This is a genomic window from Paenibacillus vulneris (genome assembly GCF_039543185.1).
In the GTDB taxonomy this organism is placed as follows: domain Bacteria; phylum Bacillota; class Bacilli; order Paenibacillales; family NBRC-103111; genus Paenibacillus_S; species Paenibacillus_S vulneris.
In genome coordinates this window covers 32234-44805 of the sequence record NZ_BAABJG010000029.1, presented here as the reverse complement: position 1 = coordinate 44805, position 12572 = coordinate 32234, and the positions used below count along the sequence as shown (strand labels likewise).

10 protein-coding genes and 1 tRNA gene are annotated in these 12572 nt (G+C 50.8%); 1 reads left to right on the top strand and 10 read right to left on the bottom strand.

All coding sequences use genetic code 11. From position 1 onward, the window contains the following. Positions 1-87 precede the first annotated feature (87 nt). From rnr to ABEA66_RS24980, 10 genes are all read right to left on the bottom strand, one after another. Positions 88-2613 carry a ribonuclease R gene (gene rnr / locus ABEA66_RS25025; protein WP_345592303.1) on the bottom strand — a complete coding sequence of 842 codons (2526 nt, stop codon included), beginning with the start codon at positions 2611-2613 and terminating at the stop codon, positions 88-90. Positions 2614-2660: 47 nt separating this feature from the next. Continuing rightward, positions 2661-3473: an alpha/beta hydrolase gene (locus ABEA66_RS25020; protein ID WP_345591818.1), complete on the bottom strand. Its 813-nt coding sequence runs from the start codon at positions 3471-3473 to the stop codon at positions 2661-2663. A 72-nt stretch (positions 3474-3545) separates the two neighbouring features. Then, entirely contained in the window at positions 3546-3785 is a 240-nt protein-coding gene (secG, locus tag ABEA66_RS25015; protein WP_028548996.1) for a preprotein translocase subunit SecG, read from the bottom strand. A gap of 136 nt (positions 3786-3921) precedes the next feature. Beyond that, on the bottom strand, positions 3922-4635 hold the full coding sequence (locus ABEA66_RS25010) for a M50 family metallopeptidase (RefSeq protein ID WP_345591815.1): 714 nt from the start codon (positions 4633-4635) through the stop codon (positions 3922-3924). Between the two features lie 289 nt (positions 4636-4924). Continuing rightward, the gene (eno, locus tag ABEA66_RS25005; protein ID WP_192703452.1) at positions 4925-6217 is read right to left on the bottom strand and encodes a phosphopyruvate hydratase; all 1293 of its coding nucleotides are present in this window, start codon (positions 6215-6217) and stop codon (positions 4925-4927) included. A gap of 33 nt (positions 6218-6250) precedes the next feature. Then, a complete protein-coding gene (gpmI, locus tag ABEA66_RS25000) occupies positions 6251-7786 on the bottom strand; it encodes a 2,3-bisphosphoglycerate-independent phosphoglycerate mutase (RefSeq protein WP_079914653.1) in 1536 nt (511 codons plus the stop codon). A gap of 1 nt (position 7787) precedes the next feature. After that, positions 7788-8540 carry a triose-phosphate isomerase gene (gene tpiA / locus ABEA66_RS24995; RefSeq protein WP_345591809.1) on the bottom strand — a complete coding sequence of 251 codons (753 nt, stop codon included), beginning with the start codon at positions 8538-8540 and terminating at the stop codon, positions 7788-7790. A gap of 87 nt (positions 8541-8627) precedes the next feature. Beyond that, entirely contained in the window at positions 8628-9809 is a 1182-nt protein-coding gene (locus ABEA66_RS24990) for a phosphoglycerate kinase (RefSeq protein WP_345591807.1), read from the bottom strand. A 283-nt stretch (positions 9810-10092) separates the two neighbouring features. Next, positions 10093-11100, bottom strand: coding sequence for a type I glyceraldehyde-3-phosphate dehydrogenase (gene gap, locus ABEA66_RS24985; protein WP_079914650.1), 1008 nt, complete (start codon positions 11098-11100; stop codon positions 10093-10095). Between the two features lie 57 nt (positions 11101-11157). Continuing rightward, positions 11158-12186 carry a sugar-binding transcriptional regulator gene (locus ABEA66_RS24980; RefSeq protein ID WP_079914649.1) on the bottom strand — a complete coding sequence of 343 codons (1029 nt, stop codon included), beginning with the start codon at positions 12184-12186 and terminating at the stop codon, positions 11158-11160. Between the two features lie 306 nt (positions 12187-12492). Between ABEA66_RS24980 and ABEA66_RS24975 the strand changes: the two genes are divergently transcribed. Continuing rightward, positions 12493-12567, top strand: a tRNA-Arg gene (locus ABEA66_RS24975). Positions 12568-12572 lie beyond the last annotated feature (5 nt).

The window sequence follows — 12572 nt, the reverse complement described above, 5'->3', positions numbered from 1 at the left end:
CGTTCCCCAACTCCTTCCCTACAGCGCTCGAAAAAGGGATTGGAGTTCATTTTACCAAACTCCAATCCCCCGAAGCAAGCGAAAAAGCTACTTTTTCAGCTTTTTCTTGCGCTTGCGCGGCGCCGGACGCCCGCCTTCGGCCACTGCTCCCTTGCCGGAGCCATGCGCCTCCAGCGCGCGCGCCTTGGCGGCCTCGACCCCGGTGCCCCGCGAGGTACCGGCCGACAGAGCCGCCCCGCCGCTGGCGCTGCCCTTGCGCGTCCGCGCGCTCTTGCTGCCGGCTGCGCCTTTGCTCGCGCTGGCGCCGGACTTGCTGCGCTTGCCGCCGCGCGCGGCCTCCGCTGCTGTACGCTCGCGATCGCCTCCGCGGCCAGCGCGCCCTGCGCGTCCGCCGGCAGCTTCGCCACGGCGTCCGCGAGCCTTATTGCCGCGGCGCGCACCCTTCAGCGCGTCGACCAAGCTCATCTTCTGCTTCCGCGGCTTCATATCCACCAGCTCAAAATCGATGGTGTGTTCATCCATGCTGACGCGGGAGACGCGTACCTTCACTTCATCGCCGAGGCGGTAAATTCGGGACGTCCGCTCTCCGATCAGCGCGTGCTGCGCCTCATGATAATGGTAATAATCATCATGCATATCACTCAGTCGAATAAGTCCTTCGACTGTATTATCCAGCTCGACGAAAATCCCGAAGTTCGTCACACTGCTAATAATGCCCTCGAATTCCTCGCCGACCTTATCCATCATATATTCGGCCTTCTTCAGCGCCTCGGTTTCCCGCTCCGCATCGACAGAAGCACGCTCGCGCTCCGAAGATTGCTTCGCGATATCTTCCATGCGTCCTGCCAAGTACTCTAGACGCTTATCATCCAGAGTGCCGCTTTCCAGCACCTCGCGAATCACACGATGAATAATCAAATCCGGATAACGTCGAATAGGGGACGTAAAGTGAGAATAAAACTCGGCCGCCAAGCCAAAGTGCCCCAAGCTATGAGCGTCATACCGCGCCTGCTTCATAGAACGAAGCATAACCGTGCTGATAACCGTCTCTTCCTTGGTTCCCTTGATTTCCTCCAGCAGTGTCTGAAGCGCACGAGGATGCACCGTATTGCCTTTGCCGCGAACAACATAGCCGAAGTTCGTAATGAACTCCATGAAATGCATTAGCTTCTCCGAATCCGGCTCCTCGTGAATCCGGTACAGGAACGGAACCTTCAACCAGTGAAAATGCTCCGCCACCGTTTCATTAGCTGCCAGCATGAACTCCTCGATAATCATCTCGGCGATGGTACGGTCCCTTTTGATAATGTCCGTCGGCTTGCCGTTCTCATCGACCAGAATCTTCGATTCCTGGAAGTCGAAATCGATAGCTCCGCGATTCATCCTCCGGCCGCGAAGCTTCATTGCCAGCTCTTCCATCAGCTTGAAATCATCCATCAAGTAAGCGTAACGCTCCTGAAGCTCTTCATCCGCCTCGCCTGTCAGCAGCTTACGCACATTCGTGTAGGTCATGCGCTCACTGGTCTTAATCACGCTTGTAAAAATATCATGTCGAACGACATTCAAGCTGGCGTCGAACTCCATCTCACAGGACATCGTCAACCGGTCAACCTGCGGATTCAGCGAGCAAATCCCGTTCGACAACCTATGCGGCAGCATCGGGATAACCCGGTCCACCAGATAAACGCTGCAGCCGCGATTATACGCCTCTCTGTCCAGCGGAGTGCCCTCCCGGACATAATAGCTTACGTCTGCGATATGAACGCCCAGAAGGTAGTTTCCGTTTGGCAGACGCTCTACGTTAACCGCATCGTCCAGATCCTTGGCATCTTCTCCGTCAATCGTGACAATCCGCTTATTCCGCAAATCACGGCGGCCGGCCAGATCCTCCTCCGATATGACCTCGGGCACTTCCTGAGCTTGCTCCATAACCTCATCCGGAAATGCTTCCGGCAGCATATGTTTACGGATGATGGAAATAATATCGACTCCTGGATCATTTTTATGACCCAAAATCTCAACGACTTCCCCTTCCGCTGCAGCACGGCCTTCCGGGTACGACACGATGTTGACGACAACCTTATGTCCGTCCATCGCTCCATTAAAAGCATGCTTAGGAATAAAAATATCCCGTATCACTCTTTTATCGTCCGGAATGACAAAGGCGTAGCCGCCCTCATGAGATTGAAACAGGCCTACCATTTGCGTATTAGCCCGGGTAACGACTCGGACTACCTCACCCTCCAGCTTGCCGCCGTGGGTGCTTTTCGTCGTGATCCGAACCAGAATCGTATCTCCGTTCATAGCACCGGCCATGTCATTGGCGTGAATGTATACATCCGGATGATCCCTGTCCTCAGGAATAAGGAATCCAAAGCCCTTGGGGTGAGCCTGCAGCTTGCCTCGCAGCAAATTCATTCTTTCCGGCACGCCGTAGCGCTCCGTTCTGGTCCGCAGAATCAAGCCCTCATTTTCCAGCTCGTTCAATAATTTAAGGAAATCTTTGAACTCCAAGGCACTTTCGATCTGAAAATGCTTCTCCAATTCCTGGTATGTCATCGGCTTGTAGGCCGTTTCCTTCATGAAGTCCAAAATCGCTTCTCTTGTAATCAACATTTCACCTTCCTTCTCTCTTTCATATAGTTTTACCCATTTCCCTGCTAAGATAACACCGCACCGTCACTTGACCAGCCTAATGCACGCACGAGCGCCGCATGATGCTGAACCATCATCACAAAACGATGAATATCTTCATATACCTTCTCCCGCTCTTTATCCAGCAGCACGGCATGAGAAGAGTCGGGATAATACGTAAGCTGCTTCATTTGGGACGATACGTGCTGATAAATATAGGCAGCGCTTTTGGGACGAACCACGCCGTCACGCTCCCCTTGGGCGATAAAAATCGGAACATGCACCTTCTCCAGTCTGGATTTGACCAGCTTCATCAGCTTTCTCAAATCGACGATGCAGGGAACCGGCATTTTGGTATATGTACACGCTTCCTCAATAATATAATCGGCAGCAGCAGGCTTTGCCTCCATATAATTCATCACATATTTCAAAAGGACAGCCATGATCGTCTTCCTGCTTTTCAGAAATATCGGCGCGGACAAGGAGATAACGCCCTCCAGCCTGCGTTCCATAGCCAGCTTCATCGCCAATAAGCCTCCCATGGAATGGCCAATCACGATAACCTGTTTCCCGTTCCGGTTCTTAATCGCGTCATAATGCTGCACCACATGGCCTGACCAATCCTTCCAGCCTGTTGTCATCATATCCTCCGGCGAGGTCCCATGACCAGGAAGCAAGATTCCGTCTACCGTGTAGCCGATGTCATGCAAATAATATCCGAGCCGGCGAAATTCCGCCGGTGAACTGGTAAACCCGTGTATCATCATTATATGAGTCGAAGCACGTTCCCCGTGACCCTGTAGAAAAAAAGGTTCCGTTGTTTTCTCATTGCGGCTCATGACCCGACCTCCGAAAGCTGTGCTTGAACAAAAAAACAGCAGGAGTATCATTCCCCTGCTGCGTGTGTTTTATTACCCTAATTTTACGAAGTAAGCAGCGACCAGCGACAGAATGAAGAATGCTGCTGCCAATCCGATCGTCAATCGCGATAAAAACAACTCCAAGCCGCGCGCCTTTTGTTTTCCGAACAGATGCTCCGCACCTCCGGAGATGGCACCGGACAACCCTGAGCTCTTCCCTGGCTGAAGCAGTACGACCGCGATCAAGCCGAGAGAGGCGATGACCAGTACGATTTTCAAAACAAGTTCCATGTTTCCACCTCCTGCGAGCAATCATTCCTGGATTAAACAAAAGCTAACGGTATAGCCACAATAAGACCCTAAAATAGACAGCATTTGTATTATATCACAGACTTGTCCTAGTGGCAAATAAGCCCCCTATATCCTCTTAACGGTATTCGTTATAACGGGGCTGTTCCGATTGCCGTGCCGGTCTCGGTTTCCTGCGCTCCAGAAAGGCGGTGATCGCTTTTTTGGCGCACCATAACCCGAATAGGCTGAAGAATACCGCCCAGCCCAAGGCCGGTATGAATGTGATTCGGCTTAAGTTGGCCGCATCGCCTGCCGATGCCGGATTCTCCAAGGCATACACGATCAGCGAGATCGGACCGACCACCGATTCCTCCAAGGTGAGGAACGCGAGCAGCAAATAATAAAAATCCGTCAGCCAGCGTGGAGATAATGCCAGCATAATGATGTTCAATGCGATGAAACCGACCAGCCACATGACGCCGAACTCGTTGCGAACGAATAAAATGAGGGAGATGATAGCAATCACGGTAATGACCTGAAGCCCGAGCCGCTGTCTGCCCCCAGCCCGCATTTTGAATAAGAAGACGGCGAACAAGGACGCTGTCATATAGCCGGCGAGCGATACCGGAATGGAACTCCAATTATTCACGATCTGGGAGTACGTAACCCCGCTGTGATTGGCGTACAGCTCAATGTACATAACCTTACCCGAAAGCGCCAGCGTCATCACCGCATGGCCAAATTCGTGAATCATCGTGTCCAAGTTACGGAAAAAAGATGAAAAGGGGATCAACCGTGTCAGAAAGGCTGACCCTATTAAAAATAATACAGTCTTTAACCCGTTACCCATGATTGACCCCCTGGAACGGGTTGTATGAACAGCGCAGAGTCTTATCGAACCTGTGCTTCTGCCTGCGAATGAGACACTGCCTCCGGCGTCTGTTGAAAACGGGTTCTTTAATCCTTTCCCTTGCGGTAACAACCCGTTTTTAAAGGCCGCACGTAAACTCTCCGGCAGCTGTCTCTTTCTCCGGCCGATTCCTCGATGAAAACAGCTGTTCATACAACCCGTTTATTATTAAATAAGCACAAAAGACGGATTTAGAACCCGTCTTTTGATTATACCAAGTACTACTATCTTATTTGAAGTTCTTCAAGTTGTAGAACGCTTTTTTACCAGCGTATTGAGCTGTGCCGCCCAATTGGTCTTCTATGCGAAGCAATTGGTTGTACTTCGCTACGCGGTCTGTACGGGAAGGAGCACCTGTTTTGATTTGACCCGCGTTAGTTGCAACCGCGATATCGGCGATGGTGCTGTCTTCGCTCTCACCGGAACGGTGGGAGATAACTGCAGTATAGCCAGCGCGCTTAGCCATTTCGATAGCATCGAAGGTTTCAGTCAAAGTACCGATTTGGTTCACTTTAACCAAGATGGAGTTTGCGATGTCTTGCTCGATACCTTGGGACAAGCGAGCTGTATTCGTTACGAACAGGTCGTCGCCAACCAATTGTACTTTGCCGCCCAATTTCTCAGTGAGCAATTTCCAGCCTTCCCAATCGTCTTCGGAGCAGCCGTCTTCGATTGTGATGATTGGATATTTTTCAACCCAGTTCGCCAAGAAGTCTACGAACTCAGCGGAAGTGAAGGATTTGCCTTCGCCTTCGAGGTGGTATTTGCCGTCTTTGAAGAACTCAGTGGAAGCCACGTCCATACCCAAGAATACGTCAACGCCTGGTTTGTAGCCAGCACGCTCGATAGCGGTCAGGATGGAAGTGATAGCTTCTTCGTTGGAAGCGAAGTTAGGAGCAAAGCCGCCCTCGTCGCCAACTGCTGTGTTCAAGCCTTTTTCTTTCAATACGGATTTCAGGCTGTGGAAGATCTCAGCACCCGTACGAAGAGCTTCTTTAAATGTAGGAGCGCCTACAGGAAGAACCATGAATTCTTGAACGTCCACGTTGTTGTCAGCGTGAGCGCCACCGTTGATGATGTTCATCATAGGTACTGGAAGCTGTTTTGCGTTGAATCCGCCCAAATATACGTACAGAGGGATGTCCAAAGCTTCAGCAGCTGCACGAGCTACAGCCATGGAAACCGCCAAGATAGCGTTAGCACCCAATTTAGCTTTGTTAGGAGTACCGTCCAACTCGATCATTTTGTTGTCGATTGCGACTTGATCCAAAGCGTCGAAACCGATCAATTCAGGAGCGATGATATCATTTACGTTCTCAACAGCTTTCAGAACGCCTTTACCCAAGTAGCGGGATTTGTCACCGTCGCGAAGCTCAACTGCTTCGTATGCGCCTGTGGATGCGCCGGATGGAACGATAGCGCGTCCTTTTGCGCCGGACTCCAGATATACTTCTACTTCTACTGTTGGATTACCGCGGGAATCCAGCACTTCACGAGCATAAACATTAGTAATCATTGTCATGACTTGATACACTCCTTATTCTTTGTAAGATGGTTATTGAATTAAAGCTTGACCGGTCATTTCCTCAGGCTGCTGTACTCCGAGAAGCTTCAGCACCGTAGGGGCGATATCCGCCAAAATGCCACCATTTCTTAGTGTAACATGTTTGTCGGTCACAATAAAAGGTACCGGATTGGTCGTATGCGCTGTGTTGCGGCTGCCGTCCGGATTCGTCACCACATCGGCATTTCCGTGGTCCGCTGTAATCAAGGCTACCCCGCCTTGTGCAAGGATCGCTTCAACGACTTTACCCAAGCACTCGTCCGTAGCTTCAATCGCTTTGACCGTCGGCTCAAGCAAACCGGAGTGACCTACCATGTCCGGATTCGCGAAGTTCAGGATGATGACATCGTGGCGTCCGGCTTCGATCTCCTTCACCGTCGACTCGGCCAGCTCATAAGCGCTCATCTCCGGCTGCAGGTCATAAGTCGCTACTTTCGGAGAGTTGATCAAGACGCGGGTTTCACCTGGAAGCTCTACATCGCGTCCGCCGCTGAAGAAGAACGTTACGTGCGGGTATTTCTCCGTCTCTGCCGTACGCAGCTGCTTCAGGTTGTTTTGCGCCAACACCTCACCTAGCGTGTTATCCAGGTTCTTAGGCTTGTAAGCAACGAATCCGTCTACGCTCTCGCTGAACAGCGTCAAGCAGACATAGTGCAGATTCGAAGGGCATTTCGGCCCGCGATCGAAGCCGCGGAAATCGCTGTTCGTGAACACTTGAGACAGCTGAATGGCGCGGTCCGGACGGAAGTTGAAGAAGATAACGGAATCGCCCGATTCAACCAATCCAACAGGAGTTCCGTCAGCCTTCACAATAACGGTCGGCATCACAAATTCGTCGAATACCGATTTCTCGTACGATTCGACGATCGCTTTCATCGGATCCGTATAGGTTGGACCTTCGCCGTATACCATCGCGCGGTAGGATTTCTCCGTACGCTCCCACCGTTTGTCGCGGTCCATCGCATAGTAACGGCCTTGCACCGTAGCGATTTTACCTACGCCAAGCTCGCTGATTTTGGACTGCAATTTCTCCATGTACATTTTAGCGCTGTCCGGAGCCACGTCGCGGCCGTCCAGGAACGCATGAATGTACACTTCGTCGAATTGTTCCTTTTTGCAGGCTTCGAGCAATGCGAACAGGTGATCGATGTGGCTGTGAACGCCCCCATCAGACAGCAAGCCGTACAGATGCAGCTTCTTGCCGTTCTGCTTCGCGCTGCGAATGGCTCCTAGAATCGTCTCGTTATCGAAGAATTCGCCGTCGCGAATCGATTTGGAGATCCGAGTCAAATCCTGATACACAATACGGCCTGCACCGATGTTCAAGTGGCCAACCTCGGAGTTGCCCATTTGTCCTTCCGGAAGACCCACGGCTTCGCCGCAAGCGGTCAATGTCGTATGAGGGTATTCCGCCCAGTAACGGTCGTAGTTCGGCTTTTTCGCTTGAGCGACGGCATTGCCCATCACTTCGCCGCGAAGGCCGAAGCCGTCAAGTATAATCAGTGCTACCGGTTTCGGTCTGGACATCTTACTTCGCCCCCTCGACGAGTGCGATGTAGGAAGCCGGCTCCAAGCTCGCTCCGCCTACGAGAGCGCCGTCGATGTCGGACTCTTGCATATATTCGCTGATGTTGTTAGGCTTCACGCTGCCGCCGTATTGAATACGAACCGCATCCGCTGTCACTTGGCCGTACAAGCCTGCCACCAATTCGCGGATATAGCTGATAACTTCATTAGCGTCCGCAGCTGTGGAGGATTTGCCCGTTCCGATCGCCCAGATCGGCTCGTATGCAATAACAACTTGTGCTGCCTGCTCTGCGCTAAGGCCAGCAAAAGCCGCTTCCGTTTGCACTTTGCAAACATCCTTCGTTTGGCCTGCTTCGCGCTCTTCGAGCTTCTCGCCTACGCAGAGGATTGGAGTCAAGCCATGCTTGAAGGCCGCATGTACTTTTTTATTTACGATCTCGTCTGTTTCCGCGAAATAAGCGCGGCGCTCAGAGTGTCCGATGATCACGTAGTCTACGCCAAGGTCCTTCAGCATCACACCGCTGATTTCACCTGTGAACGCGCCGCTGTCTTCAAAATGAAGGTTTTGGGCGCCGACTTTCAGCGTCGTTCCTTTTACAGCCTCAACCAGGGCAGGCAGGTTGGTGAATGGAGCGCAGATGACGCTCTCCACGCCGTCTACTTCGGCTTTGCCTTTGACTTCGTTAACGAAAGCTACCGCTTCGCTTACGGTTTTGAACATTTTCCAGTTACCGGCAATGATCGGTTTACGCATTTTCGTCACTCCTTGTAGGTAGATTTCCGGCGAGTAACCGGACCTGCTTCAAGCAGGCCGGTCATTCACCGGTCTATGTGAAATGTCTTATTTATCGTTCAAAGCTACAACGCCTGGAAGAGCTTTTCCTTCCATGAACTCCAGGGAAGCGCCGCCGCCTGTGGAGATATGGTCCATTTTGTCGGCAAGATGGAACTTCTCAACTGCTGCTGCAGAGTCGCCGCCGCCGATTACCGTATAGCCGGAAGTAGCTGCACAAGCTTCTGCAACTGCACGAGTACCGTGGGAGAATGGCTCGATTTCGAATACGCCCATAGGTCCGTTCCAAACAACCAGCTTGGATTCCGCAATCGTTTTGGCATATTTCTCACGGGTTTTTGGTCCGATGTCGATACCTTCCCAATCCGCAGGAATTCCGCTGATCGAAACAGCCTTCGTATTCGCCGTAGGGCTGAAGTCGTCCGTTACGATGATGTCTTCCGGAAGCAGGAAGTTCACGCCTTTTTCCTTCGCTTTGTTAATGAAGCTGAGAGCAAGGTCGATTTTCTCGTTGTCTACCAACGATTTGCCGATCTCATGACCTAGAGCTTTCAAGAACGTGTAGGACAAGCCGCCGCCGATGATGATGTTGTCCGCAATGTTCAGCAGGTTGTTGATAACATCGATCTTATCTTTAACCTTTGCGCCGCCAACGATAGCTGTGAAAGGACGCTCCGGATTGTTCAACGCTTTACCCAATACATCCAGCTCTTTCTCCATCAACAGACCGGAAACCGCAGGCAAATGATGCGCGATACCTTCTGTAGAAGCATGAGCACGGTGAGCTGCGCCGAAGGCATCGTTCACGTACAAGTCTGCAAGCTCAGCGAACGCTTTGGCCAATTCCGGATCGTTCTTTTCTTCACCAGCATAGAAACGCACGTTCTCAAGCAGCAGTACATCGCCTTCGTTCAAAGCTGCTACTTGTGCTTTTACCGCATCGCCGATAGCTTCGTCCGCTTTGGCAACCGGTTTGCCCAACAGCTCAGCCAGACGGACAGCAGCCGGAGTCAAGCGAAGCTCTTCCACAACTTGTCCCTTCGGACGGCCCAAGTGGCTCGCCAAAATAACTTTAGCGCCTCTTTCCGTCAAATATTGAATCGTAGGAACCGTTTCGCGAATCCGCGTATCGTCAGTGATTTTTCCGTTTTCCAACGGCACGTTGAAATCTACCCGTACAAATACTTTTTTGCCTTTTACTTCTACGTCACGAACGCTTTTTTTGTTCATTGTTCTCCCGCGCCTCCTCTATATTTTACCATTGCGACTGGACCTATCCAAACATAAAAAATGTGGTTCTGCCTGACTCCGTTACAAACGTTCCCGCCTATAAAACAATAGAGGATGTACTACAGAGCGCCAGCGTGGTTCCTTTGAGATTCTATTCATACCGCTATGAAGTCCAATCAAAAGAATACCCTCTCAACAGCACCTGAAAGTACATCCCCTTTGCATAATAGAGCGAAGCGTTTTATAACCCGTTCAGTTCATAACCACAGTTGGTTGATCTAAATTACAGACCTTTTTTTGCGATGAAGGATACCAAGTCAACTACACGGTTGGAGTAGCCCCACTCGTTGTCGTACCAGGAAACCACTTTAACCAGGTTGTCGCCAACTACCATAGTCGACAAAGCGTCGATGGTGGAGGAAGCTGGGTCACCGTTGTAGTCGCTCGATACAAGCGGCTCAGCGGAGTAGTTCAAGATTCCTTTCAAAGGACCGTTAGCTGCTTCTTGCAATGCTGCGTTTACTTCGTCAACCGTTACGTTCACTTTCAATTCAGCAACCAGGTCAGTTACGGAAACGTTAGGAGTAGGAACGCGGAATGCCATACCGTTCAATTTGCCTTTCAACTCAGGAAGCACCAAGGAAACGGCTTTAGCTGCACCTGTAGTGGAAGGAATGATGTTCTCAGCCGCTGCACGAGCACGACGAAGATCTTTATGCGGAAGATCCAATACGGATTGGTCGTTAGTGTAGGAGTGGATCGTTGTCATCATACCTTTAACGATACCGAATTTGTCGTTCAACACTTTAGCGAATGGAGCCAAGCAGTTGGTTGTGCAAGAAGCGTTGGAGATGATAGTGTGACTAGCTGGATCGTATTTATCTTCGTTAACGCCAAGAACGATAGTGATATCTTCGTCTGTTGCAGGAGCGGAGATGATAACTTTCTTAGCGCCGCCTTTCAAGTGAAGGGAAGCTTTTTCTTTCGCTGTGAAAATACCTGTGGATTCAACAACGATCTCAACGCCGTTAGCAGCCCAAGGCAGGTTCTCTGGGTTACGCTCAGCAAATACTTTTACTGTTTTGCCGTTAACGATCAAAGCGCCTTCTGTTGCTTCAACAGTGCCTGCGAATTTACCGTGAGTCGTGTCATACTTCAACAGGTGAGCCAATGTTTTAACATCAGTCAAGTCGTTGATAGCTACAACTTCTACTTCAGGGTTGTTGAATGCTGCGCGGAATACGTTACGACCAATACGTCCAAAACCGTTAATACCTACTTTAGTTGCCATGTGAGATAGCCTCCTAATTATTAGTCATTTGGATTTATGTCAAGACAGGATAACCTGTCATGATGGCAATGTCTGAACTATGACCTGGGCTGCCGCTTCGTCAATGACGACAATATCTTCTCTGCCGAACCGCAGCACCGCCGCGATCGCTTCGCCCTTGCTCTTGCCCCCGGCTACACCGATCACGCAGTCCATTTCTTGAATATCTTCGATTCTCAAGCCGACGGTCGGCATATTGTGCAGGATTTTGCCGTCCCGGTCAAAATAATAACCGAACGCCTCCGCCAACGCGCCGTCGTTCCGCAAGCTTGCTGTGGTAGCCTCATCGACCTTCCGCCGTCTAGCCATCACCATAGCGTCACCCATTCCATGAATAACGATACGGGCTTTGCGGATAAACTGGATAATCTCCAGGATGTTGCTGTCCTGCATCAAGGTTTGATAAGCTTCCTCGCCCAGATGATAAGGCACATGAAGCAGCCGGTACTTGGCGCCCGTCTTCTTGGCCATCGTCGAAGCGATTGTGTTCGCCTGGACATCCATGCTTTCTCCAAGTCCGCCTCGAGCCGGTACGAACCAGCTGCCCTTAAGCGAGGTGGAGGAGGACAAATGATAGGCGACCTCTGCCATCGTAGAGCCTCCGGTTACGGCAATCACTTCATCCTTGGATACGTACTTGCTGAGTACGGCAGCTCCGGCGCGCCCCAGCTCCTTCTTCGTATGAGGAGAAGTGTCCGAATCTCCGGGCACGACAACGACCTGCTTCAGCCCGAAGTGTGCGCGAATTCGTTCTTCAAGCTCCGTTAAGCCGAACAAATCTTTAACGAGCGGCTCGATTTTCTCCAGAAGCTGTCTTCCGGCTTCGCTGATTTTCATGCCCGAGGCATCGACATTGAGCAATCCCTGCGCTTTCAGAAAATCGACCTCGGCCCGAAGGATACGCTCCGTCTTGTTCAGCGACGCCGCAAGCGTTCTGCGGCCTACGATACCGGATACCATGATATGGTGCAGGATGGTATACCGTTCTTTCAACGTGTCCAGCAAGTCCGGCAGAAGCTGCTTTTGAATATCGAGTAACTCTCTCATAAAACACACTCCCGCTGGCTATTGGACTTTTTTCGTCCCAGTACTACATTTTAAGTCCCACAGACTTCAAAAAAACAACTAAGCTTTCACTTAGCTAAGTTCATTATATAAAATCTGAAAACCATTTTCAACTAAAACTCACAAAATGGACAAAAAATAGTTCTATCGTTGAAACATCTGACCTCTGCTCCGGGAATCTTTTTTCATCTCTATATACCCAATGCCAATTTTACTCAGAGGGTTGCTTTTTTGTGCCCGGTATCATATAATAACTCTTGCTTCACTTTTTGTTAGACAATCTATTATGCGCCCGTGGTCCAATGGATATGACGTAGGCCTCCGGAGCCTGAGATTAAGGTTCGATTCCTTACGGGCGCGCCACTTTA